Origin of the sequence: Kitasatospora sp. NPDC088548 (genome assembly GCF_044753005.1) — a bacterium.
Classification (GTDB): domain Bacteria; phylum Actinomycetota; class Actinomycetes; order Streptomycetales; family Streptomycetaceae; genus Kitasatospora.
Window position 1 is genome coordinate 698,542 of record NZ_JBIVMI010000001.1, and the last position, 23,764, is coordinate 722,305.

A 23,764-nucleotide genomic window follows, 5' to 3' on the forward strand; every position below is an offset into this window, starting at 1 on the left:
CCCGCGGCCCACGGGCCCGGGGCCCCTGCCCCCCGGCCGCCGCCCCCCCGGCCCGGCCGGGCCCCCCGCCCCCCCGGCCCCCCCGCGCCCCCCCCCCCGGGGGGGGGGGCCCCCCCCCCCCCCCCCCGGCGCTGCCGCACCTTCCTCCCTCCCGCTCCTTCTCCCACTCCTCCTCCCGCCCTCCACGCGCCCGACGAAAGGTCCGACCATGGCGACGACCACGCTGGCAGGCGCCGGCCCACGGCTCTGGGCACCCGCCCGGCTGCCCTCCTTCCGGCTGCTCTGGCTGGGCCAGTCCCTCTCCCTGCTCGGCGACGGCTTCAGCTACATCGCGTTCTCCTGGATCACCCTGAGCCTCACCCACTCGACCCTCGCCCTCGGCTATGTGCTCACCTTCCAGGCCGTCCCCCGGGCACTGCTCACCCTGGTCGGCGGCTCGCTCAGCGACAAGTGGTCCACCCGCACCCTGATGATGTCCTCCAGCTGGGCCCGCGCCGCCCTGATGGCGGCGGTCGGACTGGCCGGGCTGAGCGGCACCCTGACGGTCTGGATGCTCTGCGCCGCGGCCGCCGCCTTCGGCGTGGTCGACGCCTTCTTCCAGCCCGCCCGGGTCTCCATCCTGCCGTCGGTGGTGGAGAAGGAGCTGATCACCCCGGCCAACGCGCTGCTCGGCGTGGGCACCCGGGTCTCCGCCGTGCTCGGCCCGGCCGTCGGCGGCCTGGTGGTCGCCGTCTCGGACGCGCCGGTCGCCTTCGTCGTGGACGGCGTCTGCTTCGCCCTCTGCGGCCTCTGCGTCTCCCGCGTCCGCACCCTCCCGCGCCGCCCGGCCGCCGACCCTGGCGACCCTGCCGACGTACCCGAAGCGCCCGCCGCCCCGGCCGCCGAGGACTCGCTCCGGTCCCGGATCCGGGTCGGCCTGCGCTACACCTGGGAGGACCCGCGGCTGCGCACCGTGCTGGCCGTCGACACCGCCGTCAACTTCTGCTACGCCGGGCCGTTCACGGTCGGTTTCGCCACCCTCGCCAAGGAGGCCCTGCACGGCGGCTCGACCACCCTCGGCCTGCTCAACGGCGCCCTGGCCGGCGGCGCGATGCTCGGCACCCTGGTCGGCGGCACGGTCGGCGGCCGCCCCCGGGTGGGCCTGCTGATCGCCGCCCTGGTCGGCTGGCTGGCCGTCGGCATGGGCCTGCTCGGCGCGCTCGACAGCCTGCCCGCCGCGGTCGCCACGGTGCTGGCGATGGGCTTCGGCATCGGCTTCCAGGGCGTCTTCGGCCTGAGCTGGATCCAGCGCACCATCCCCCAGGAGGTGCTCAGCCGGGTGATCTCGGTGGACATGGTCCTCGGCTACGCGGCCGCGCCGCTCTCCCTGATCGTCTGCGGCGCCCTGGCCCAGATCGGCACCGGCGCGATGTTCACCGGCGTCGCCCTCGTCCTGACCCTCACCGGCCTCGCCGTCCTCGCCTCCCGCCGCGTCCGCGAGATGCGCTAGCTGCTCCGACCGCACAGGTTCGCCGGGTCGGTGCCGGCCTTCCCCTCCGGAAGCCCCGGGCGGGGAAGGAGCTCCACACACTCGTCACGGGGAGCGGCGGCCTGCACCGCGGCGGGCCGGGCCACCGCTGCACTGGTGGGCGGGGCGGTCGGCTCGGCGGCCGCCGCGGCGGCGGCGGCGTCCCCGGGCAGCCGCCGTGCGAGCGTCCGGTTCTCGTCCCATGCTGGGAGAGAGGGGGGTGCGGCGGCAGAGGGAGTGGTGGGGATGGGGATGCGAACCGTTGTGGACCTCACGCGTTGCCAGGGCTACGCACAGTGCGTTTTCCTCGCGCCGGGGGTGTACCAGCTGCACGGTGAGGAGGGACTGCTGTACGCCCCGGCCGTCCCCGACGACCAGGTCGGGCGCGTGCGCCAGGCCGCGGCGGCGTGCCCGGTCCAGGCCATCCTCCTCGGTGAGGAGGTGAGCGCCGATGACCGGTGACCTGAAAGAGGGCCGGATCGTCGTCGTCGGCGCGTCGCTGGCCGGGTTGCGGGCCGCGGAGGCCTTGCGGGAGGAGGGCTTCACCGGCTCACTGACTGTGGTCGGCGACGAGCCCCATCCGCCCTACGACCGGCCGCCGCTGTCCAAGCAGGTGCTGCTCGGCCTGGCGGCGGCGGACACCACGGGGCTGCCGATGCGCCGGGATCCGGACGCCGAGTGGCGGCTGGGCGTACGCGCCACCGGCCTGGACCCCCTTGGGAAGCGGGTGATGCTGGCCGACGGCGAGTCGCTGCCGTACGACCGGTTGTTGATCGCCACCGGGACCAGGGCGCGGCCCTGGCCCAACCCGCAGGAGGCCGCTCTGGACGGGGTGTTCACCCTGCGTACCCGCGAGGACGCCGGCGGCTTGGCCGAGCGGTTGGCCGCAGGGCCACGGCGGGTGCTGGTGATCGGCGGCGGCTTCACCGGCTCGGAGATCGCCTCGGCCTGCCGGGAACGCGGACTGGACGTCACCGTCGCCGAACGCGGTCCCGCACCTCTGGTGGGCGCGCTCGGCGGCACCCTGTCGAAACTCGCGGCCGCCATGCAGCGCAACCACGGTGTGGACCTGCGCACCGGAGTGACGGTCACCGCCCTGCGCGGGGACGACAGCGGCCGCTTCACCGGCGCGGAGCTGTCCGACGGCAGCCGCGTCGAGGCGGACGTGTGCGTCGTGGCGTTGGGGGCGGTCCGCAACGTCGAGTGGCTGGCGGACTCCGGACTGGCGGCGGGCCCGCGCGGAATCGCCTGCGACGCCGGGTGCCGCGCCTTCAACATGTACGGAATCGTCACTGACGACCTCTTCGTCGCCGGCGACGTCTCCCGCTTCCCCCACCCGCTGTTCGGTTACCAGATGCTCTCCCTCGAACACTGGGGAAACGCGGTCGAGCAGGCCGGGGTGGCGGCCCACAACATGGTCAGCCCAGGGCCCCTGCGGCGCCCGCACCTTGCCCTCCCGACGTTCTGGTCGACCCAGTTCGGGCTCAACATCAAGTCGGTGGGCGTGCCCACCTTCTCCGACCACGTGGTCATCGCCCAGGGTTCTTTGGAGGCGCGCCGTCTGGCGATGGTCTACGGCTACCAGGGGCGGGTCACCGCGGCGGTCACCGTCGACATGGCCAAGTCGCTCGACTACTACCGGCACCTGATCGAGACGGCTGCTCCGTTCCCGCCCCCGCCCGGCGCGGCGGACCGCGCGCTCGCGGCGGACATCCCGGTCCCGTCCGACGTGCCGGATCCGAAGAGGCTGTCCCACGGCCCCACCGTGGCGCTCACCGGATATCTGCCCGACCGCCGACTGACCGTGGTGCGGCCCAACGGCTGACCCACGTCCCGCCCAACGACGAGGAGCCACCATGGACTCCGACACCTTGCTGGCCCGGATCACCGACTACGCGAACCGCCCCAACCCCTACCCGCTGTACGCGGAACTCCGCGAGGCCGGTCCCGTTGTACGGCAGGCGGACGGCAGCTACCTGATCGGCACCTACCACGAGATCGCCGCCCTGCTCCACGATCCACGGATGAGTGTCGATCCCCGCACCCGTGGCGAGACGACGCACAAGCCGCCGTTCCTGCGGCTCGACGACCCGGAGCATCACAGACTGCGCACCCTGGCCATGCGGCCGTTCGGCCCCCCGCACAGCCCGCACCGGGTCGATACCATGCGCGACGAGATCGCCCGGCTCACCGAGGAACTGCTGGAGCCCTTCCAGGCGGGCCACCGGATCGACATCGTCGACGACTTCGCCTACCCACTGCCCGTCACGGTGATCTGCCGCCTGCTCGGCGTGCCACGTGAGGACGAGCCGCTCTTCCGGGCGTGGTCCGACGCGATCGTCGCGTCCGCCGACGTCAGGCCCGAAGAGGACTCCACCGGGCGGGACAAGGAGGGCGACCAGGCGCGGGGCGAGATGGGCCGGTACCTGGTGGACCTCGCCGAGAAGCGCCGTGGCAGTCCAGGCGACGACATGCTCTCCGCCTTCGTCAACGAGCCGGACCCGGCCCTGCGGCTCAGCCGGGAAGAACTCGCGGAAACCGCCGTGCTGCTGCTCATCGCGGGACACGAGACCACGGTGAACCTGATCACCAACGGGGTGCTCACCCTGCTGCGCCGGCCCGAACATCTGGATCAGCTGCGTCGCGAACCGGACCTGCTGCCGCGAGCGGTGGAGGAACTGCTGCGCTACGAACCCCCGGTCCACATGCGCGAACGCGTCCCCCTCGCCGACATCGACGTCGCCGGCACCACCATCCCCGAAGGCACCTCCGTCGTGCTCGCGCTGGCCTCGGGCAACCGCGACCCCAAGCGGTTCCACGAGCCCGACCGGTTCGACCCCGCCCGCCCGGACAACCAGCACCTCGGCTTCGGCAGCGGTATTCACCTGTGCTACGGCGCACCACTCGCCCGCATCGAAGCCGAGGCCGCGCTCGGTGCGCTGATCTCCCGCCTCGGCACAGCACGCCTGGTCCAGGACCCGCCCCCCTACCGGCAGAACGCCATGCTCCGCGGCCCCCGCCACCTGCCCGTCCAACTCTGAGGCCGCCTGGCGGGGCGTGCCGGCGATCGGGCTCTGTTCCGCGGGTGCGCCGCCAGGTGCGCCGACCTTCCAGCGGAACCCGGAGAGCCAGGCAACGGCATCAAGGCTGGACCGGACTTCGAGCGGGACGACGACTTCGATCCCGGCGTGGTGTCCGTCGTGCTCACCTGGCCGGCCCACCACCTCCTGCCGGCCGTGGCCGCGGTGGCTGCGGCCGTCGTTCCGCGCGTGCGGGGTCGGGGCTGCACAGCCAGCCGTTGACGGCGAAGCGGCTGTCCGCGTGCTGCCTGCTCGGGCAGCCGACCGGCCGGACCTCGTGCCAGGCGGTGGGGCGGAAGAACACGATGCTGTCGTGCTCGGGCTCCCAGTCCCGCCAGGTGCGCTCCTCCCACTTTCCGGTCGTCCCGGTGTACAGCGGCAGGGCGGCGTCGAACACCCGCAGCTCGCCCCCGTCGAAAGGCCGGGGCGTGCGATGCAGGTAATACACGAACGTGAGCAGACGCCGGGGGGAGAACTCGGCGCTGGTGTCCTGGTGCGGCCGGTAGAAGTCGCCGTCGTTGTGCACGTTGAGGCTGTAGCTGGGTTCGGTGTTCCGGCAGGAGACTCCCAGCGTGTGCTCGACCGCCTCCAGGACCTCGTCGATGGCCGCCATCAACTCGGGCGCGGCGAAGTCCTGGCACGACCGGGAGCGGCGAAAGTCGGGGACCACCTCCCGGTCCCGGATCATGGAGGGCTTCAACGTGTCGCCGGCGGAGGCGATGGCGCGCTCCAGGAGGGCGCCGGCCGTCCGCTCGCCCAGGAACTGGGTGATGCGACAGACCGTCACCGGAAGCCGCCAGATCGCGTCCGTACACACCGGCGACCGCTGATCCACCGCCTCGGACGGTCCCGTCACGGTGTCGTGTGGTGCCAAGGTTTCCTGCCTTCCGGATCGCGACGAGGGTTCCGCGGGGGCCGACTCCCCCGAGTCGCCCAGGGATTGGGCGCCGCCGTCACGCGGCCCCGGGCGTGTGCACGCCCGCGGCTGCTCGCAGCCGGTCCACTTCGGCCGTGAGTTCTTCCACGCGGCGGTGCAGTGCCTGGACGCACACCAGGGCGACGCCGAGGCCGTCGACGACGGGGATGGTGGTGTCGTCCCGGTTGAAGCCGAAGGCGGCGTGCCAGTCCTGGGCCATCGGCCCGAGGTGGCGCACGTCTTCGGGCTCCCAGAGGTAGCGCCAGGTGCTGACGGGCAGCGCGGCCACGGTCTCCAGGACGGCGTGGCCGTTGACCGCACCGACCGGGGCCACCCCGCCGTTCTCCTGTGCCCCGGCCGGACGACGGGCCGGGACGGTGTGGTCGGCCGCCCGGGACGGCCGGCGGAAGAGCCGCATCCCTACCGGCTCCAGTCGACCGGGACCACGTCCTGCTTGAGCCCGCGGTCACTGCAGACGGCGCACGGGGAGCCCGGGACACCGGGGCCCTGGTCGGTACCGATGGTGATGGCTCCGTGGGCCCCGGCCGGGGCGTGGACGCCGTCGCCGACCATCGCGGCTTCGTAACCGCCCAGCAGCTCCTGGAGCGTTCCGGGGCCCAGGTTCTCCGGGGCGGTGATCGCGGCCACGCCGTCGTAGTCGGTGTAGGCCGCGCCCAGCGTCCGGCCGCCGACGGTGGCGAACACGATCCGCGCACCGCGGATGGGCTGCCCGGTCACCGCGTCGCTGGCCATCGCGTAGATGTTCTCCAGCTGCATCTGGGTGATGTTCAGGCTCGCCTGACTGGCCGTCAGCCTGGTCGGCTTCAGGCTGGGGCACTCCTCCCCGCTGCACGGCGCGGCCGCCGGGGTGGCCGCGGACGCGGTGACACCGCTCCCCGCGCCCAGCGACGCCAGAGCCGCGGCCATCACCGCGATGGTCTTACGACCTGCAGAACTCATGTCCACTCCCACGGGAACTGCCCGGGCGTGAACTCCGCACCAACGCACGACGGCCGGGACGACGGGCTGCCGCCCCCATTCGGACGACGCGACCGAGCGTATCCACGCCCACCTGGCCCAACCGGCGAACAACCACGAGTTCGCGCGATCTGATGAACCGCCACCAGAACGGTGACGAACGCGATCGACGAGCACAAACCAATGAGCGATCGTCGGTGCACCGTGACCGCGCCGGCGTGTCCTGCCTGCCTCGTTCACTCGCAGGAGTGAACGCAACAGGTTTTCAGGAGTCGGGCTGACTGCTGCCGGAAACTCGGGGTGCCCGGGGTCTTCTCCGCTGCTGTGTCGGAGCGGCCTCGGGCGACGCGTGTCTGCCGTCGGTCCTGCGGTCCGGCCCGGCGGCTCCGTTCAATCCTGACCACGAAGAGAAGAGTGTTCCTGTGGCATTGGCGACGGCAACGGTCGCGGCGGAGCTGAAGGCCGCGAGCGCGGAGCGGCCAGTGGGACTACGCGAAGTGGGGCGAGCCGGTTTCCCGGAAGTACACCGTCGGCGCCGCCTGCGTCTTCAGCACCCAGATCCTCCAGGCCATGAGGAACCTCGGCCTCGACGTTTCCCGTGACGACGCCCACGGTTTCGTGTGCCGCCTGGCACTACGTCAGCCATTACCTCGGCACCCCCGAGAAATGGCTGCTGCCGAAGAACGCCGACGAGACCGAGGCGCTGTGGAACCAGGAACGTGACAAGGAGTGGGAGAAGACCGACGACGGCGTCTTCATGACCACGCAGGCCGTCGACTTCTACAAGAAGTTCCTGCCCCCCGGCGTCCACGACGCGTACATCTCGATGGTCCGCACCGCATTCACCGACAAGTACCCCGACATGGCCGGGCTCAAGCGCAGTGTTCCGAAGTCGAGCGCCACGCCCTGACCCACGACGAGGACGACCAGCCCCAGATGCATCAGGAACTGGGTGACAACCGCTGACCAGCCGCCACCTCCGGCGTTCGGCCGCCGCCGGGCCCGGCCCTATCCCGGCCCGGCGGCGGCCGAACGGGCGCAGAGGGCGGTGCGGTTGGGCTCGTCGGTCTTGGTGATCAGGCTGGCGATGTGCTTCTCCACGGTGCGCGGGGAGATGTAGAGGCGGTCGGCGATGTCCTTGTTGCTCAGGCGCTCGGCGAGCAGGACGAAGACCTCGTACTCGCGGACGGTGACGCCGAGGGCGCGCAGGTCCTCGGGGATGCGGCTGGTGCCGGTGCGGTGCTGGTAGACGGGTGCGCCGAGGCGGCGCAGGGCGGCGCGGCAGGCGTTGGCGACGGCGGCGACGTCGTGCTGGTGGAAATGGTGCTCGGCCCGGCGCAGCCAGGCCACCGGCTCGCCCCAGCCGTCGGCGTGGGCGGCGTCGGCGACCAGCCGCAGGCCGAGGTGGAGGGTGGTGGGGTAGGGCTCGGCGGCGCGCAGGGCCTCGGCGACGGCGGCCGCCGCCTCCTGGGGGCGGCCCTCGCGGCCGAGCAGGACGGCGTCGGCGAACAGCACGAACTGGCGGTTCCAGCGCATCCGGCCGGGCGCGGTGGCGGCGGCCTCGTCGTGCCGGGCGCGGCCGGCCCGGCCGTCCAGGACGTCGAGCAGCAGGCCGATCCCGTGCCGGCCGCTGAGGTAGTAGGTGGAGGGGTTGTCCCGTTCGAGTTCGCCGACGGCGTGCAGTTCGCGCCGGGCGGTCTCGCGGTCCTCCTCCATGAGCGCGCAGAACGTCCGGGCGAGGCCGAGGGTCAGCGGTTCCTCCTGGGAGCCGGCACCGTCCCAGGCGGCGAACGCGGCGAGCGCCTCGTCCATCCCCGCCCGGTCGCCGAGGTGGGCGGCGAGGGTCGCCCGCGCCATCAGGACGTAGCGGACGGCGGGGGCGAGCCGCAGGCGCCGGACGACGGTCAGGCACTCCTCGGCGGCGGCCCGGGCGGCGGCGAACTCGCCGCGCAGGACGGAGTCGAGGATCAGGATGCCGTCGATGGTGTAGACGATGGTGGCCGAGCCGAGCCGCAGGGCCTCGTCGCGGGCCGTGGCCAGTCCGGTGGCGTCGCCGTCGGCGAGCCAGCCGTTGCCGCCGATCCGGGTGAGCGCGTACATCCGCTGGAGCGGCAGCCGGTGGCGTTCGGCGGTGGTCAGGGCCCGTTCCAGCATGGCGTGGGCCTCGGCGGGGTCGCGTTCGCGGGCGACCGAGGCGAGCAGTTCCCAGGCCTGGCAGACGACGGTGGGCAGGTCGTGCCGCTGGGCCGCCTCGACGGCCGAACGGGCCAGCTTCTCGGCCTGCTGGGTGCGGTCGGGGCCCGGGGTGTCCAGCGCGAGGTAGGCGGCGGCGACGTCGACCGGCGCCGAGGCGGCCTCGTCGGGGGACGGGCCGAGGACGGCCCGGGCCCGGGCGATCTGCCGGTTGCCGTCGGCCCAACGGCCCGCGGTGTGGGCGACCTTGGCGAGCCGGGTGTGCAGCGCGGCGAGCCGGGGGGCGCTCAGGCCGGCGCCGCCGAGCGCGTGCAGGTGTTCGGCGAGGTCGAAGGCGCGGGTGAAGTCCCCGGCCTCGGCGAGCGCGGGCAGCAGCGACTCCAGGACCTCGGCCCGGCGGGCGGGGTCGGCGCTGCCGGCCAGCAGCCGTTCGGCGCGGTCCAGCAGGGTGATGGCGGAGCCGATCGCGCCGTCCGCCAGGGCCCGTCGGCCGGCCTCCGCGAACAGCCGGCCCGCCTCGGCGCGTTCGCCGGCCTCGGCGCGCAGCCCGGCGACCAGCGGGCACCATTCGCCGGTGAGTTCGGGGTGCAGGGCCTGGACGGCGTCGGCGGCCCGGCCGGCCAGTTCGGCCCGGGTGCCGGGGGTGAGCTGGGTGAACAGCGCCTCCACGGTGAGCGGGTGGCGGAAGGCGTACCAGTCCGGGGCGGGTTCGTCGGGGACGACCAGCTGGGCGGCGACCCCGGCGTGCAGATGGCTGAGCAGGCTGCGGTCGTCGATGCCGGTCATCCGCTGGAGCACGGTCAGCGGGAAGCGCCGGCCGAGCACGGCGGCGGCGGAGAGCAGGGTCTGGCCCTGCGGGCCGAGCCGGTCGATCCGCCGCAGGATGCCGCGGGCGAGGGCGGTGGAGACGTCGCTGCGCAGGTCGCCGACGACCCGCCAGCCGTCGGTGCCCTGGACCAGCGCGCCGCCGCTGATCATCGACTGGAGCAGTTCCTCGATCAGGAACGGGCTGCCGGTGCTGTCGTCGCAGAGCCGGTCCAGCACCGTCTCCGGGACGCCGTCCGGCTCGGTGCCCAGCTGGGCGGCGATCATGTCGCGGACCTGCGGGCGGGTGAGCGGGGGGAGTTCGATGAGGGTGCCGACGCCGCGTCGGCGGGCCGAGCCGGCCAGGTCGAGGGCGTCGCAGAACTCGGTGCGGATGGTGGCCAGGAGCAGCACGGGCGTGTACTCCAGGTTGTCCACCAGGTACTCGACCACGGCGAGCGTCTCGGGGTCGGCGTCGTGCAGGTCCTCCAGCAGCAGCAGTTGGCCGCGGCCCTTGGCGGCGCCGATGAGCAGCCGCAGGACGGCCTCGCCGAGGATGACCATCGAGCTGTTCTCGTGGTCGCCGGTGTTCCAGTCGGGTATGAGCCGGCCGAGCACCGGCCGGTAGGGGCCGAGGGCCAGGTCGTCCACCGGTTCCCCGCTGCGGAACAGCGACATCAGGGCCTCGGTGAGCGGCCGGAACGGCACGGTGGGCCCGGTGGTGCTGCTGCGGCCGCGCAGGACGCGCATGCCGGAGTCGAAGGCGGTGCCCACGGCCTCGGCCGCGAGGCGGGACTTGCCGATACCCGCCTCCCCGACCAGGAAGACGACGCCGCCGCGCCCCTGCCGCGCGTCGGACAGCGCCTGCTGGAGGGAACGCAACTGTGAGTCACGTCCGACGACATACGGCGCATGGGAACGCATGACCGGTGAGCATAGTTGATGCGGGCCGCTCAACGTCAGACCGCGTGCCGCCCCGGCAGGGACGCGGACGCGGCGGTGCGGGCCCGCTGCCTGCGCGGACCCGCACCGCCGTCGTGACGATCCGTCGTGACGATCCGTCGGGGTGCTCAGATGTGCGGCGCGGAGACCGTGGTGTCCAGGCTGCTGAGGGTGATCACGATGCCGCTGGTCAGCACCATGCCGGCGAGGACGCGGGCGCGGGCGCAGGCGCGGTTGCGGCCCGAGAGGCGGATCCCGCCGGCCGGGTCCTGCTCCTGGCCCTGGACCTGCTCGGCGGCGGCAGCGGTGGTGGCAGCGGTGGCGGCGGTGGCGGTCGGCTTGTTCATGAGGGTGGATCCCTTCTGGTGGCCTTGCGCGGGTACGGGGAGCGGATCGGGGGAGGTGCGGCGGTGCGGCGGAAGGTTCAGCGGGTGGTGCGGTGCGGGCCGCTCGTCGCCCGGGGGGCGTGGTCGAGCAGCAGGACGGAGGGCACGGTCCCGGGGAAGCCCAGCCGGAGCAGGGCGTAGCCGATGCCGGAGAGGCCGGTGAGCAGCCCGGGGGACGGCACGTGGTCGGGGGTCGCGCAGCGGTGGCCCTGCTGCTCGATCAGGCCGAGCACCTCGCCGGTGCGGTGGGTAAGCGCGTCCCGGGCGCCGGGGTGGCCGCGCTCCGCGAGGACGGTCAGCGCCTCCAGCGCGCCGAGGGTGCCGTGGCCGAGGCTCAGGTCGTCGCTCCCGCCGGGGGCGGAGAGCAGGCGGACGCAGTGGTCGAACCCGTCGGCCAGGGCGTCGTCGGCCACCGCGGCGTCGGTCAGGGTGTCCGCCGCGGCGAGCGCGACGCCGGCGAGGCCGGAGTACCAGGAGAGGTCGCCGCCCGCCCCGGCCCGCACCGCGGCGTCCAGCGCGGGGCGCAGCAGCGCGGCCCCGGCGGTGGCGTACGGCCGCCCGTCCGCGCCCGCCTCACCCCGGACGGCGGCGTACCTCAGCAGCGCCCAGCCGGTGCCCGCGTCGCCGTGGGCGAGGCCGGTCGCCCCGGAGCCCGCCCCGGTGAGGGCGAGCAGCCGGTCGGCGAGGCGCCGGGCCTGCTCGGCCGCCCGCTCGGCCACCCGCCGGTCGCCGGTCGCCCTGCAGAGGGGCAGCACGGCGGCGAGCGCGCCGGCGAGGCCGTCGGCCAGACCGGTGACGGGTCCGGTGGCACCGGGCCCGTCGGGCAGGGCGTCGGCGGCGTGGGCGAGGGCGGTCAGCGCGTCGGAGAGGCAGCCGTCGAGCTCGGCCCGGACGCCGTCGCGGTCGCCTTCGCCGCCCAGCAGTTCGGTGAGCCGCAGCAGTGTGTGGACGATGCCACCCAGCCCGTTCAGGGCGCCGGGCCCGACGGCGGCGCTCAGCTCCGGGTCCGTGACCAGCGCGGAGAGCAGCGCCGGCAGCGGCCGGACCGCCTCCCGGGCCAGCGCGGTGTAGCGCGGGGCCCCGGCGAGCGCGCCGGTCTGGGCCAGGAAGAGCGCCACCCCGCAGTAGCCCTGGGCGAGTCCGCCGCCCATCGGCAGCACCGCCCAGTGCGCCCCGGCCACCCGTTCCAGGCCCAGCCAGTTGGCCCGGCCGTCGCCGTGCACGGCCCGGGCGGTGATCTCGTCGGCGATCCCGCAGGCGGCGGCGAGCAGCCGGGGCGACTCGGGCACGACGGCCGGTACCCGGACCGGGGCCAGCTCCGAACGGGGCCCGGCGTCGGGCGAGTTGGCGCTGGAGACGGCGAGGGTCGCGGAGATGACCCACTCCTGGTCGTGGCGGTCCACCTCGTCCATCGCGGCGATCTTCCCCTGGACGGCGACCAGGCTGGGCACGGGCAGGATCCCGTCCACCCGGACGTCACGGCCGGTCCAGACCGCCGTGCGCCCCGGGCGGTGGAAGAACAGCGGCACGTCCCCGCGCCAGAGTTCGGCGATCTCGTGCTCGATCAGCCGCTGCCGGGCCGGGTCGTCGGCGGACTCCGTCCAGAGCACGGCGAACACCGAGTCCCGGGCCAGCGCGTCGTGCAGCAGGTCGGGGTGGGTGGACTCGTCCAGCAGGGTCGTGTAGAGCCGGGTCGAGCGGACGAGCAGCCGGGCGGGCGTGTGCGCCCAGCGGCCCAGCAGCCCGTCCGTGCCCAGCGCGCCGGCCGCGCCCGGCAGCCCGTCCGTGCAGAGCAGGCCGTCCGTGCCGAGGAGTTCGGCGCGGTGCGCGGTGATCGCGTCGTAGCCGGCCCGGAACCCCTCCAGCAGCGCGGCGCGGTGGTCGGCGTGCCCGGCCGTCCGGCCCTGCGGCAGCGGTTGGTTCTGCCCGGCCGGGCTCTCCACCGGTCCGCGGACGGCCCGCATGGTGTCCGTCCCGGCGTCCTCCCAGCGCAGCCCGTCGCTCGGGTACGCGCCGCTGTCGGCGCGGCCGAGGGCGGAGATGTCCAGCGCGCCGTTCTCGCCGATCAGCAGGTTCGGCAGCAGGCAGGTCCGGTGCACCGAGGCCTCCAGTGCCCCGGCCGCCGGGTCGGCGCCCGCGGTGGTGGCGGCCGGCAGGCCGGTGTGGAACAGGGTCTCGGCGTCCACCAGCACCGGCTGGTCGCCGGAGGCGATGACGTTCTCGTAGTGCATGTCGGCGCCGTCCACCGCGTACAGCAGGGCGAGCAGCGCGCCCTGGCGCCGGTAGAAGCGGTCCGCCGCGGTGACCGAGCCGCACCAGTGGTGCTCGACGAACTCCAGCCAGCCGTACCCGGCGCCGCGCACCGACCGGGGGGTGCGCAGGCCCAGCCCGGCCACCTTGCCGTTGAGCCAGCCGACCGCCTCGTCCAGCAGCGCATGCTGCCCCAGCGGCCGCGGCTTGTAGACGACGGCGCCGCCGTCCGCGAAGTGCAGCAGCGCGACGGAGCGGTTGCCCTGGTGGGCGTCGCCGCGGCCGAGCTCCAGCCGGACCAGCGCGCCCGGGTCCTCGCCCCGGAAGAGTCCGGCGACCAGCGCGGCGCGGTCGGTGTGGAGGCGCTCCGCCAGTTCCAGCACGGCCTCGGCCGCGTCGGCGGCCGTCCCGCCGAGGATCCGGGCCAGCACCGGGTAGCGGGTGAAGAGCCGGGACAGCCCCGGCCCGGTGCCGAGTTCGGCGGTGAACGCGGCGAACCGCTCCGGCCCGGTGGCCCCGGTGAGCCGGCCCTCGGCGCGGGCCTCGCTCAGCTCGCGGACCAGCGTCCGGGCCGCCCGCCGGACCAGCTGGTGGCCGAGCCGCTGCTCGAACGCGGCCCGGACGGCGGCGTGTTCGCCCTCGGGCAGGGGCAGCCGCGCGGCCACCCCGGCCCAGGCCTGGGTGATCAGCGGGCGCAGCACCGGCAGGAAGACCTCGACGCCCTCGCCGTGCGCCTGTTCGGGCGCCCCCGCGGTCACCGGGGCACCGGCCACCGTCCGCTCCACGTACCGCGCCCACCGCGGCTTGGCCGACCGGGCGGCCAGGCGGTCGGGCAGTTCGTCCCCGAGCGCGAAGGCCTGCCCGTCGCCGAGGCCCAGGCTCGCCAGCCGGGCGGCGAACCCCGCGCGGTCCCCGGCGGACCACGGCCCGGGGCCGCGGCCCGGGGCCGCGGCCGGCCCGGCCACCGGGAGGCCCGGCGTGGCGAGCCGCTCGCGCAGGGTCAGCCCGCGGGCCCACCACCAGCGCGGCAGGGTCGGGGTCCGGGTGTCGGGGGGAGTGGCGGTGTCAGTCACAGGACCAACGTCCCAGAGCCCCCCACCCCCCCACATGGGGGCCGGTTCCCCATATTCTCCCGCCACTACCCAGGAGCCCCCAGGTTTCGCCCACCCGGGGCACCGGCCTCCCGGGGACCGCCCCCACCAGGGCGGGAGCGCCGGGCCACCGGGGGCCACCGGGCGGCGCGGCCGGGCGGCGCCGCCCGCCCCCGCCCGGCCCGGCCCGCCGTCACCGGGGCCGACCCGCCGTCACCAGGCCCGGAACACCCGGTCGCCGGGGTCCGCCGCCGTACGGTCCGCACCCCGCGCCCCGGCCGCGGGCAAAGCTGGGGGGCCGCTCCCGATGCCACCCCCACCCGCCGGCCCGCAGTCTCTGTCCAGTACCACCAGCTGTTGCGCAGCACCCCTGCCCCGCTCAGCCCGTACCTGTCCCGCGCACCGCCCCGACCGGGCGGATGACCTTCGGAGGACCCGGTGGGAGAACCCGTACCTGTCAGCGTCGTCGCCCTCGACCCGGTGCTGGAAGCCGGCACCAAGAGCACCCTGTACGCCTGCCCGGACGTGACCGTGACGGAACCGGACACCCCGGGCGCCCCCGGCGGCCCGGCCGCGGAGCCGCAGGTGGTGGTCATGATCGTGGACCGGTTCGCCCGGGCCGAGCTGGACATGCTGCGCGCCACCCGCGACACCGCCGGCCGGCCCGCCGTCGTCCTGGTGGCCAGCGATCTGACGCCCGGTGACGCCCTGCACGCGCTGGCCGCCGGGGCCCGCGCCCTGCTGCGCCGCCGGGAGGCCGACGCGCCCCGGCTGTCCCGCGCGGTGCTGGCCGCCGCCCGCGGCGACTGCACCCTCCCCCCGGACCTGCTCGACCAGCTGCTCAACCGCTCCGGCGCCGCCGGTGACGCCCCCGGGTGGGCGGCGGCGGGCCTGTCCGAGCGCGAGCGCTCCGTGCTGAGCATGGTCGCCGACGGCCACGAGACCAGCGAGATCGCCCAGCGACTCGCCTACTCCCAGAGAACCGTGACCACCGTCGTGCACGACATCACCCAGCGGTTCCGGCTGCGCAACCGTGCCCACGCGGTCGCCTACGCGCTGCGGGCGGGCCTGCTGTGAGCGCCCTCCTCGCCGAACGCGCCCCGCAGGCCCCGGCCCCGCGCGCCCATGTGCTCGCCGGCCCGGCCGCGCCCCGGCTCACCTCGATGCTCGGCCACGCCGGGATCGCCACCTCCCCGCACCCGGGCAGCGGCACCGTCACGCTGGCCGCCGCGCCCAGCGTCGAGGAGGCCGTCCGGACCGGCGCGGCCACCGACCGCCCGCAGCTGCTGGTCTGCGACACGGTGACGCCCGCCGGCCTGCGGCTGGCCCTGCACGTCGGCGTCGCCGCCGTCCTGCGCTCGGCCGGCCTCACCCCGCCCCACCTCGCCGCCGCCGTGCACGGCGCCCACCACGGCGACGGCCGGATGCCGTACGCGGCCCTCGCCCAGCTGCTCACCGACGCCGTCTCCCCCGCCGTCCGGCCCGCGGCCCCGCCGGCCGCGCCGGCCCCGCTCACCGCGCGCCAGACCGCGGTGCTCGACCTGATGGCCGAGGGCCACGGCAACGCGGTGATCGCCCGGACGCTCCACTGCTCCGAACACACCGTCAAGAACGTCATCTACGAACTGATGGCCCGGCTCCAGGCCCGCAACCGCGCCCACGCGGTCGCCCACGCCGTCCGCCTCGGCCTGATCTGACCCGATCCAGCCGATCCCGATCCTCTCCCCGGAGCCCCCCATGACCGCCCCCGCCCTCGCCCTCAGCTCCCCCACCGCCGCTCCCACCCGCCCGCGGACCTCGCGCCCGCGCCGCATCCTGATGTGCCGCCCCGAGTTCTTCGAGGTGAGCTATGCGATCAACCCCTGGATGAACCCCGACCGGCCGGTCGACACCGACCTCGCGACGGCCCAGTGGGAGCGCCTGCGCGCCCTCTACACCGAGGCCGGCCACACCGTGGAGCTGATCGACCCGGTCCCCGGCCTGCCCGACATGGTCTACGCGGCGAACGGCGCCACCGTCATCGACGGCAAGGTCCTCGGTGCCCGGTTCCGCAACCCCGAACGCGCCGCCGAGGGCCCCGCCTACCTCGACTGGTTCCGCGACCGCGGCTTCACCGAGACCCGCGACCCGAGACACGTCAACGAGGGCGCGGGCGACTTCCTCGCCACCGACAGCTGGATCCTGGCCGGCCACGGCTTCCGCAGCTCCCCCGAATCCCACCGCGAGGCCCAGGAGTTCTTCGGCCGCCCGGTCCTCGGCCTGGAGCTCACCGACCCCCGCTACTACCATCTCGACACCGCCCTCGCCGTCCTCGACGGCGACGAGATCATGTACAACCCGGCCGCCTTCTCCCCCGCCGCCCGGGCCCTGCTGGACCGCACCTTCCCCGACGCCCTCCTCGCCACCCCCGAGGACGCCGCCGTCTTCGGCCTCAACGCCTTCAGCGACGGCCGCGACGTCTACCTCCCCGAACCCGCCCACCACCTCGCCGCCCGGCTGCGCGCCCGCGGCTTCCGCCCCCGCCCGGTCGACCTCTCCGAACTCCTCAAGGGCGGCGGCAGCATCAAGTGCTGCACCTTGGAGCTGCGCCCCTGACGGGTGCCGCGCACTGCCGGTGTCGCTGCGCTTCCTTCTCTGCCCGGCGGCGGCCCCGGCGGGCACCATCGAGGTACTCGAACAGAACGCCAACAAGCGTACGGAGGACCGGAGATGACCGACGAGAGAGGTCACCGCGCGGTGCGCGGCGGCGAGCCGAGGCACTCGACCCGGCAGGGGCCCGGCGACGCGCGGCACGCGCGGCCGCGGCGGCGCCCGCTCGGTCTCCGCCGGTCCACCGCGCACGTCTGACCCCGGGAGGAAACGACCATGCGGACCACCACTCTTCCCGAGCTCTGGGACCCGACGACGTTCGACGCGCTGCGCCGCCGGCTGATCCCGTCCTTCGACCTGCTGTACGGCAGCGCGGCCGGCGCGGTCGCGCTGACCGTCGCCGAACGGCCCCGGATCCTGGACCTCGGCGCGGGCACCGGACTGCTCAGCGCGGCCGTGCTCGACCGGATCCCCGGTGCCGAGCTGCTGCTGGTGGACCACTCGGCCGGGATGCTCGGCCAGGCGGTCGACCGGTTCCGCGGCAACCCGCGGATCGCCACCCTGGTCGGTGAGTTGACCGACGCGCTGCCGGACGGGCCGTTCGACGCCGTCGTCTCGGGCCTGGCGATCCACCACCTCCCGCACGAGGAGAAACGGGACCTCTTCGCCCGGATCCACCGGGTGCTGGCGCCCGGCGGGGTGTTCGTCAACGTGGAGCAGCTGCTCGCGCCGAGTCCGCGCCTGGAGCCGATGTACGACCACCGGCACGAGGCCCATGTGCACGCGTCGGGCACCCCGGCGGAGGAGTGGGCCGCGGGGCGCCGGCGGATGGCGTACGACATCTGCGCCGATCTGGACTCGCAGCTGACGTGGCTGCGGGAGGCCGGGTTCCAGCAGGTCGACTGCCTGGCCAAGGACTGGCGGTTCGCCACCTACGCGGGCTGGCGGGCACTGTGACCGCCGCCGGGCCCGAGGGCCTCTACCAGGCCGTGCGCGCCGTCGCGGACCGCCGTCCCGACGCGTGCGCGATCCAGCGGACCGACGGCGGTACGGCCGGCTACGCCGAACTCCTCGGCCTGGCCGACCGGATCGCCGGCGGGCTGGCCGAGCGCGGCGTCCGGGCCGGCGACTGCGTGGCCTACGCGCTGCGCGGCGGCATCGGCTACGTGGCGCTGATCCTGGCCACCGCCCGGCTGGGCGCCCACTACGTCCCGCTGCTGACCGGCTTCTCCGAGCCGGAGGCCAAGGAGGCACTGCGGCTCACCCGGCCGGTCCTCCTGGTCACCGACCCCGCCACCCCTGCCGACACCACCGCCCCCGCCCGCCGCGCCGTTCCGGCGGACGCCCCGGCCGCCGTCCCGCTCGACCGGCTGGCGTCCGCCGAGCCGCTCGCGGACGACACCCCCGCCCACACCGGAGTCTTCCGGGTGCTCTGGTCCTCCGGCTCCACCGGCTTCCCCAAGGGGATCGCCTGGCGCCAGGACACGTTCGTCCGGGAGCGGCGGCGCTGGATCGCCGACACCGCGATCCGGGACACCGACGTGGTCTTCTGCCGACACACCCTGGACGTCGCCCACGCCACCGACCTGCATGTCTTCGCCGCGCTGCTCTCCGGCGCCCGGCTGGTGCTCGCCGACCCGGACGCCCCGCCCAGGGTGCTGCTGCACCAGCTCGTGCGGTACCGGGCCACCGTGATGAGCGCGCTCCCCCGGCACTACGAGGAGCTGGCGGACGCCGCCGCCCCCGGCACGGACCTGGCCGGGATCCGGCGGGCGCTCTGCGGCGGGGCGTATCTGAGCCCGGCCGTGACCCGACGGGCCAGGGAGACCCTGGGGCTGAGGATCCGCGAGATCTACGGCTCCACCGAGTTCGGCCTCGCGCTGGGCGACATGGCGGACGGCCCGCCGGGCGACGGTCTCGCCCCGGTGGCCGGGGTCGGCGTCCGGATCGCCCCGCTGCCCGGCACCGGCGGTGCCCCCGACACCGGCGAGCTGGTGCTCCGCTCGGACTGCACCAGCGAGGGCTATCTGGAGCAGGACGCGGCCAACGCCCGGACGTTCCGCGCCCCCGAGTTCTGGACCGGCGACATGGCGCACCGCACCGCCGACGGCCGCTACCGGATCCTCGGCCGGCTGACCGACGCCCTGGCCACCTCGGCCGGCCCGGTGCTCGCGCCGGTGCTGGACGAGGAGATCGAGGCCACCGGGGCCGTCGCCGAGGCGGTGAGCCTGCCGCTGCACCCCGGCGCCTACCGGAACGAGGTACTGGTCGCGGTCCGGCCGCGCGGCAGCGTGGCCGAGGCCTCCACCGCCGCCCGCGCGGTGCTGCGCCGGCACGGTCTGCACGGCCGCGTCGAGCCGGTCGACGCGGTGCCGCGGACCGAGGTCGGCAAGGTCGACAAGCCGTCCCTGCGCGCGCGGCTGGGGCTGACATGACCGGGTACGAGCCGCACGGCACGGGGACCCCGCTGGTCCTCGTCCCCGGACTGGCCGCCACCGGGCGGTTCTTCGCCCCGGTCGCCGGGGAACTGGCCGCCGGGCACCGGGTGGTGACGGTCGAGCTGCCCCGGCACGGGCCGGCCACCGTCCGGCGGGCGGCCCAGGAGCTGGCCGACGTGGTCGACCGGCTCGACCTGCGCGGGGCGGTGCTGCTCGGCTGGTCGCTCGGCGCCACCGTCGCCTACGAGTACCTGGACCGCTTCGGCGCCGGGCGGATCTCCGCGCTGGTCTCGGTCGAGCAGTCGCCCCGGCTGACGGTCGGGCCCGGCTGGCCGCACGCGGCCTTCGGCGGGCTGGACCCGGCCGGTGTCGAGCGGCTGCGGACGACCGCCCTGACCGACCCGGCCGCCTTCGCCGACAGCCTGGTCCGGGGCTCGTTCGCGGCCGGCACCGAACCGGACGAGGCGCTGGTCGCCGAGCTGACCGCCGAGGCGCTGCGCTGGACCCCGGAGGCCTGCGCCACCCTGTTCGCCGACGCGGCCGGGCTGGACTTCCGGGCCGGGCTCGCCGCCGTCACCGTCCCGACCCTGCTGGTCCACGGCGCGCGGAGCCGGGTCTACCCCACGGACGTCGGCCGGTGGCTGGCCGGCACCGTCCCCGGGGCCGAGCTGCGGGTCTTCGCCGACAGCGGCCACCTGCCCTTCGTCGAGCAGCCGGACGACTTCGTCCGCACGGTCACCGACTTCATCGCGAGGAGTGTCAGCCATGCCTGAGAGCACCGTGCGCCGCGTCTGCTGGATCTACCCCGAACGCGCCAGCGCCCACCAGCGCGCCTACGAGGACCGCGCGGTCTGGGACACCCTGCGGTCGCTGGCCAAGAACCTGTCACTGGAGCTGAGCCTGCACAAGCCCGAGGACGTCTCGGTGGACGCCACCGACCCGGCCCGGCCGAAGGTCTACCTGAAGGGCGAGCGGGTCACGCCCGAGGACACGGTCTTCGTCACCATGCTGTGGTCGCTGCCGCACCAGACCCAGGACGTGGCCAACCAGCTCTTCCTCTACACCGTCCTGGAGCGGCTCGGCTTCTACCTGCCGATGCCGCCACGGCTGAGCTACATCGTCGCGGACAAGATGGCCACCGTGCTGCACCTGGCCGGCAGCCCGATCCCGCCGATGCCCACCGTGAAGATCGGCACCGGCCGGGACGCGATGACCGGCCACTACGACCCCGCGCTGGACGCGCTGGACTTCCCGGTGCTCGTCAAACCGGCGAACTGGGCGATGGGGCTGGGCGTCTCCGTCGTGCACAACGTGCACGACCTGCGCGGGGTGATCGGCCTGGCCGGCGGCTCGGAGACCGCGCTGGTCGCCCAGCCGTACATCGCGAACCCGCGCGAGACCAGGGTCTACGTGGTCGAGGGGCAGGTCCGCGCCGTCCTGAGCGGGTGGAAGGAGGGCTACTGCGGGATGGTCAACCGGACCATCGGCGCCAAGCGCCAGTGGGCCTACGCGGAGCTGCCGGAGCGGATGCTGAGCACCATCGCGTATGTCGCCGAGCGGCTGCCGACCCCGTACTTCACGGTGGACTTCATCTCCGACGGCGAGCGGGAGTGGCTCTCCGAGGTCGAGTTCGACGGCGGGGCCGCGTTCGGCCTGGACGAGGAGTCGGACCGGGTCGCCGCCGAGATGGTCGAGGACCGGTTCCGGGCCTACCTCGCGGGCCACGCGGCCAGGACGGCGGCGGCGTCGTGACCATCGGCGAGCTGCCCTGGGAGCGGGTGCTGGACCAGGCCCGCGAGCTGGAGCAGCACGGCGGGGCGCCGGTGCCGGCGACCGCCGGGAGCCTGGCGGACCTCGCGGTGACCGGCCCGGCCGAGATCTTCGAGGTCTCCCGCCGGCTGACCGCGCCCACCGGATCGATCGTCCTGTCCAGCGGCGGCACCACCGGCCCGCCCAAGATCACCTATGTGTCGTACGGCCAGGCGGTCGGCCGGCTGCTCCGCGAGTGGCGTCCGCTGCGGCCCGAGAGCGTCCTGCTGAACCTGTTCACCCCGGGCCGGATGTGGGCCTCGCACTACTACATGCAGGCCCTCGCCGAGCGCAGTGGCTGCCGGGTGGTGCCCAGCGGACCGCTGGAGGCGGGTGAACTCGCCTACTGGCTCGACGCGTTCGAGAGCCTCGGGGTGGACGCGGTGGCGGCCACGCCGAGCGCGCTGACCGACCTGGCGCAGGCCGTGCTCGACGCGGGCCGGAGCCTGCCGCTGCGCACCGTGATCTGGATGGCGGAGCCGTGGACGGAGGCCGCGGAGAAGACGGTGCGCGCCGCCTTCCCCGAGGCCGGGTTCTGGGGCAACTACGGCGCGGTGGAGACCTATGTGATCGCCACCAACACACCGGCCTGCGACCTGCGGACGCTCCATCTGATGCCGGATCAGATCATCGAACCCGACGACGAGGGAGCCCTGTTGAGCCGGGCCGGCGAGGGCTGGACGGTCCCGGTGACCCGCTACCGGCTGGGCGACCGGCTGGCCCCGGCACACTGCCGGTGCGGGCGGCCCGACGGCCTGCGGGTGCTCGGCCGCGCCGACGACACGTTCAAGCTGCACGGCAGCCTGCTGGCCATCGGCGACCTGATCGAACTGGCCACGGCGCTGCCCGGGGTGGCGCAGGCCCAGCTCGAACTGGTCCGCGAGGAGGAGTCCTGGCACGGGGTGCGCCGGCTGGCGGTGCACTTCACCGGCACCGCCGAGCCGGCCGCGCTGCGGCAGCACCTGCTGGACGGGTCCGCCCGGCTGTTCGGCATCGCCCTGCACCACCCGGAGGCGCTGGCGGTCGCCCGCGTCGACCGGCTGACCCGGGTCGAGCGCACCGGCAAGGTGCCGCCGATGATCTGGCGGCAGCCGTGACGACCGCCGTCCGGGGCCGGCCCTGGGCCGTCCTGACCGTGGTCTCGGTGGCCTTCTTCCTGGCGCAGCTGGACGCGCTGGTGGTCACCGTCGCGATCCCGCGGATCCGCGAGCAGCTCGGCGCCTCGCTCGGCGAGGCGGTCTGGGCGCTCAGCGGCTACCTCCTCGCGCTGGCCGCCGGGCTGATCACCGGCGGGCGGCTGGGCGACCAGTTCGGGCACCGCCGGGTCTTCCTGACCGGGCTGGCGGTCTTCACCGTCGCCAGCCTGGCCTGCGGGGCGGCCCGGTCGCCGGGCCAGCTGATCGCGGCCCGGGTGCTCCAGGGCGTCGGCGCGGCCCTGTTCTCCCCGCAGACCATGGCGATGCTGGTGCGGCACTTCCCGGCCGAGCGCCGCGGTACGGCCTTCGGGGTCCGGGGCGCGGTCGGCGGCGTCGCCGCGGTGGCGGCACCGGTGGTGGGCGGCGTGCTGGTCGGCGCGCTCGACTGGCGGTGGGTCTTCCTGGTGAACGTCCCGGTCGGGGTGGCCGCGATGGTGCTGGGGCGGCTGGCGATCCCGGACGCCCGGCCGACCGGCGGGCAGCGGCCGGACCTGCCGGGGGCGGCGCTCGCGGCGTCCGCGCTGCTCTGCCTGAGCTTCGCGGTCACCCAGGGCGCGCAGTACCGGTGGAGCGGCTGGATCTGGGCGCTGTTCGCGGCCGGGGCCGCGCTGTCGGCCGGCTTCGTGGCGCAGCAGCGGCGACGGCAGGAGCACGCGCCCCTGGTGCCGTTCGCGCTCTTCGCCGACCGGGCCTTCACCCGGATGACCGCCTGCGGGGCGGTCGTCGCCACCACGGTGACCGGGCTGGTGGTGCTGCTGTCGATCTACTTCCAGTCGGTGGCGGGCTACGGCGCGCTGCTGGCCGGGCTGGTCCTGGTGCCGGCCTCGGCCTGTTCGATGCTCCTCAATCCGGTGGCCGGCCGGCTCTCGGGCAGGGTCGAGGGCAGGCTGCTGGTGCTCGGCGGGCTCGGCGCGACCGTGGCGGGCATGCTGTGGGCCGCCGCCGCGATGCGCACCGGCGCGCGGTGGCCGGAGTTCGTGGCACCGATGTGCGTGATCGGGGCCGGCAACGCCTTCCTGCTCACGCCGCTGGTGACCGCCGCACTGCACGACGTGCCCGCCCGGCTGAGCGGAGCCGCCTCCGGGGTGCTCGGCACGGCCATGCAGGTCGGTTCGATGGCCGGCGCCGCCGTCGTCGGACCGCTCGTCCGGACCACGCCGTCCGCCGGTTCGGTACGGCTCGCGCTGGTCCTCCTCGCCTCCGCGGCGTCCGTCGGCGGGCTGGCCTTCCTGGCCGCCCGGACGACGCCGCGGGTCCTCGTCGGCAGCGGATCCCCGGAGAGGGGGTGAACACCATGAAGAAGCGCACCGTCCAGAACGACAGCACCGCCGAGAGCGGCCGCTGGATGATCCACGCGGCCCCGGCCGCCCAGCGGTGAGACCGGCAAGGCCCGGCCACCCGCACCACGCCGCGGGTCCCGGTCCACGACGGATCCCCGGAGAGGGGGTGAATCCGATGAAGAAGCGCACCGTCCAGAGCGACGACAGCACCGCCGAGAGCGGCCGCTGGATGATCATGGCCGCCCCGGCCGCCCAGCGGTGACACCGGCAAGGCCCGGCCACCCGCACCACGCCGCCGGCCCCGG

General features: G+C 75.0%; 20 protein-coding genes. 14 read left to right on the top strand and 6 right to left on the bottom strand.

From position 1 onward, the window contains the following. Nucleotides 1-208 precede the first annotated feature (208 nt). From ACIP82_RS03030 to ACIP82_RS03045, 4 genes are all read left to right on the top strand, one after another. Nucleotides 209-1,489 carry an MFS transporter gene (locus ACIP82_RS03030; RefSeq protein WP_363604259.1) on the top strand — a complete coding sequence of 427 codons (1,281 nt, stop codon included), beginning with the start codon at nucleotides 209-211 and terminating at the stop codon, nucleotides 1,487-1,489. A gap of 270 nt (nucleotides 1,490-1,759) precedes the next feature. Then, nucleotides 1,760-1,969: a ferredoxin gene (locus tag ACIP82_RS03035; protein ID WP_363604257.1), complete on the top strand. Its 210-nt coding sequence runs from the start codon at nucleotides 1,760-1,762 to the stop codon at nucleotides 1,967-1,969. Continuing rightward, nucleotides 1,959-3,332, top strand: a complete 1,374-nt coding sequence (locus tag ACIP82_RS03040) for an NAD(P)/FAD-dependent oxidoreductase (protein ID WP_400650213.1) — start codon at nucleotides 1,959-1,961, stop codon at nucleotides 3,330-3,332. The genes ACIP82_RS03035 and ACIP82_RS03040 overlap by 11 nt, the downstream gene beginning before the upstream one ends. A 31-nt stretch (nucleotides 3,333-3,363) precedes the next feature. Next, nucleotides 3,364-4,548, top strand: coding sequence for a cytochrome P450 (locus ACIP82_RS03045; protein WP_400650216.1), 1,185 nt, complete (start codon nucleotides 3,364-3,366; stop codon nucleotides 4,546-4,548). Between the two features lie 163 nt (nucleotides 4,549-4,711). On the opposite strand, the gene ACIP82_RS03050 is transcribed toward ACIP82_RS03045, so the two are convergent. From ACIP82_RS03050 to ACIP82_RS03060, 3 genes are all read right to left on the bottom strand, one after another. After that, entirely contained in the window at nucleotides 4,712-5,374 is a 663-nt protein-coding gene (locus ACIP82_RS03050; protein WP_363604252.1) for a 2OG-Fe(II) oxygenase, read from the bottom strand. Between the two features lie 166 nt (nucleotides 5,375-5,540). Further along, entirely contained in the window at nucleotides 5,541-5,921 is a 381-nt protein-coding gene (locus ACIP82_RS03055) for a tail fiber domain-containing protein (protein WP_363604251.1), read from the bottom strand. Nucleotides 5,922-5,923: 2 nt separating this feature from the next. Next, a complete protein-coding gene (locus ACIP82_RS03060; RefSeq protein WP_363604249.1) occupies nucleotides 5,924-6,463 on the bottom strand; it encodes a hypothetical protein in 540 nt (179 codons plus the stop codon). A gap of 616 nt (nucleotides 6,464-7,079) precedes the next feature. Between ACIP82_RS03060 and ACIP82_RS03065 the strand changes: the two genes are divergently transcribed. Then, complete coding sequence (locus ACIP82_RS03065; protein WP_400650220.1) at nucleotides 7,080-7,391, top strand: hypothetical protein; 312 nt, start codon at nucleotides 7,080-7,082, stop codon at nucleotides 7,389-7,391. 98 nt (nucleotides 7,392-7,489) lie between these two features. Here the strand turns inward: ACIP82_RS03065 and ACIP82_RS03070 are convergent, their stop codons facing one another. The 3 genes from ACIP82_RS03070 to ACIP82_RS03080 form a co-directional block, all read right to left on the bottom strand. After that, complete coding sequence (locus ACIP82_RS03070; protein WP_400650223.1) at nucleotides 7,490-10,402, bottom strand: AAA family ATPase; 2,913 nt, start codon at nucleotides 10,400-10,402, stop codon at nucleotides 7,490-7,492. 146 nt (nucleotides 10,403-10,548) lie between these two features. After that, complete coding sequence (locus ACIP82_RS03075; RefSeq protein WP_363604242.1) at nucleotides 10,549-10,767, bottom strand: hypothetical protein; 219 nt, start codon at nucleotides 10,765-10,767, stop codon at nucleotides 10,549-10,551. Nucleotides 10,768-10,844: 77 nt separating this feature from the next. Continuing rightward, the gene (locus ACIP82_RS03080) at nucleotides 10,845-14,129 is read right to left on the bottom strand and encodes a type 2 lanthipeptide synthetase LanM family protein (protein ID WP_400650226.1); all 3,285 of its coding nucleotides are present in this window, start codon (nucleotides 14,127-14,129) and stop codon (nucleotides 10,845-10,847) included. 456 nt (nucleotides 14,130-14,585) lie between these two features. Between ACIP82_RS03080 and ACIP82_RS03085 the strand changes: the two genes are divergently transcribed. The 9 genes from ACIP82_RS03085 (at nucleotide 14,586) to ACIP82_RS03125 (ending at nucleotide 23,468) form a co-directional block, all read left to right on the top strand. Beyond that, complete coding sequence (locus ACIP82_RS03085; protein ID WP_400650229.1) at nucleotides 14,586-15,224, top strand: LuxR C-terminal-related transcriptional regulator; 639 nt, start codon at nucleotides 14,586-14,588, stop codon at nucleotides 15,222-15,224. Beyond that, entirely contained in the window at nucleotides 15,221-15,844 is a 624-nt protein-coding gene (locus ACIP82_RS03090) for a response regulator transcription factor (RefSeq protein WP_400650231.1), read from the top strand. Before ACIP82_RS03085 ends, ACIP82_RS03090 begins: the two co-directional genes overlap by 4 nt. A gap of 40 nt (nucleotides 15,845-15,884) precedes the next feature. Further along, on the top strand, nucleotides 15,885-16,742 hold the full coding sequence (gene ddaH, locus ACIP82_RS03095; protein ID WP_400650234.1) for a dimethylargininase: 858 nt from the start codon (nucleotides 15,885-15,887) through the stop codon (nucleotides 16,740-16,742). Nucleotides 16,743-17,012: 270 nt separating this feature from the next. After that, on the top strand, nucleotides 17,013-17,693 hold the full coding sequence (locus ACIP82_RS03100) for a class I SAM-dependent methyltransferase (RefSeq protein ID WP_400650236.1): 681 nt from the start codon (nucleotides 17,013-17,015) through the stop codon (nucleotides 17,691-17,693). Beyond that, nucleotides 17,690-19,171 carry a class I adenylate-forming enzyme family protein gene (locus ACIP82_RS03105; RefSeq protein ID WP_400650238.1) on the top strand — a complete coding sequence of 494 codons (1,482 nt, stop codon included), beginning with the start codon at nucleotides 17,690-17,692 and terminating at the stop codon, nucleotides 19,169-19,171. The genes ACIP82_RS03100 and ACIP82_RS03105 overlap by 4 nt, the downstream gene beginning before the upstream one ends. Further along, complete coding sequence (locus tag ACIP82_RS03110; RefSeq protein WP_363604231.1) at nucleotides 19,168-19,947, top strand: alpha/beta hydrolase; 780 nt, start codon at nucleotides 19,168-19,170, stop codon at nucleotides 19,945-19,947. The genes ACIP82_RS03105 and ACIP82_RS03110 overlap by 4 nt, the downstream gene beginning before the upstream one ends. Continuing rightward, entirely contained in the window at nucleotides 19,940-20,926 is a 987-nt protein-coding gene (locus ACIP82_RS03115; protein ID WP_400650240.1) for a RimK family alpha-L-glutamate ligase, read from the top strand. The genes ACIP82_RS03110 and ACIP82_RS03115 overlap by 8 nt, the downstream gene beginning before the upstream one ends. Further along, complete coding sequence (locus tag ACIP82_RS03120; protein WP_400650243.1) at nucleotides 20,923-22,080, top strand: AMP-binding protein; 1,158 nt, start codon at nucleotides 20,923-20,925, stop codon at nucleotides 22,078-22,080. The genes ACIP82_RS03115 and ACIP82_RS03120 overlap by 4 nt, the downstream gene beginning before the upstream one ends. Continuing rightward, complete coding sequence (locus ACIP82_RS03125; RefSeq protein ID WP_363604228.1) at nucleotides 22,077-23,468, top strand: DHA2 family efflux MFS transporter permease subunit; 1,392 nt, start codon at nucleotides 22,077-22,079, stop codon at nucleotides 23,466-23,468. The genes ACIP82_RS03120 and ACIP82_RS03125 overlap by 4 nt, the downstream gene beginning before the upstream one ends. The last annotated feature ends 296 nt before the right edge of the window (nucleotides 23,469-23,764 follow it).

Bases quoted from the DNA above. Each gene is read 5' to 3' on its own strand.
- ACIP82_RS03030 (WP_363604259.1), top strand. From the start codon at position 209: ATGGCGACGACCACGCTGGCAGGCGCCGGCCCACGGCTCTGGGCACCC.
- ACIP82_RS03035 (WP_363604257.1), top strand. From the start codon at position 1,760: ATGCGAACCGTTGTGGACCTCACGCGTTGCCAGGGCTACGCACAGTGC.
- ACIP82_RS03040 (WP_400650213.1), top strand. From the start codon at position 1,959: ATGACCGGTGACCTGAAAGAGGGCCGGATCGTCGTCGTCGGCGCGTCG.
- ACIP82_RS03045 (WP_400650216.1), top strand. From the start codon at position 3,364: ATGGACTCCGACACCTTGCTGGCCCGGATCACCGACTACGCGAACCGC.
- ACIP82_RS03055 (WP_363604251.1), bottom strand. From the start codon at position 5,921: ATGCGGCTCTTCCGCCGGCCGTCCCGGGCGGCCGACCACACCGTCCCG.
- ACIP82_RS03060 (WP_363604249.1), bottom strand. From the start codon at position 6,463: ATGAGTTCTGCAGGTCGTAAGACCATCGCGGTGATGGCCGCGGCTCTG.
- ACIP82_RS03070 (WP_400650223.1), bottom strand. From the start codon at position 10,402: ATGCGTTCCCATGCGCCGTATGTCGTCGGACGTGACTCACAGTTGCGT.
- ACIP82_RS03075 (WP_363604242.1), bottom strand. From the start codon at position 10,767: ATGAACAAGCCGACCGCCACCGCCGCCACCGCTGCCACCACCGCTGCC.
- ddaH (WP_400650234.1), top strand. From the start codon at position 15,885: ATGACCGCCCCCGCCCTCGCCCTCAGCTCCCCCACCGCCGCTCCCACC.
- ACIP82_RS03100 (WP_400650236.1), top strand. From the start codon at position 17,013: ATGCGGACCACCACTCTTCCCGAGCTCTGGGACCCGACGACGTTCGAC.
- ACIP82_RS03110 (WP_363604231.1), top strand. From the start codon at position 19,168: ATGACCGGGTACGAGCCGCACGGCACGGGGACCCCGCTGGTCCTCGTC.
- ACIP82_RS03115 (WP_400650240.1), top strand. From the start codon at position 19,940: ATGCCTGAGAGCACCGTGCGCCGCGTCTGCTGGATCTACCCCGAACGC.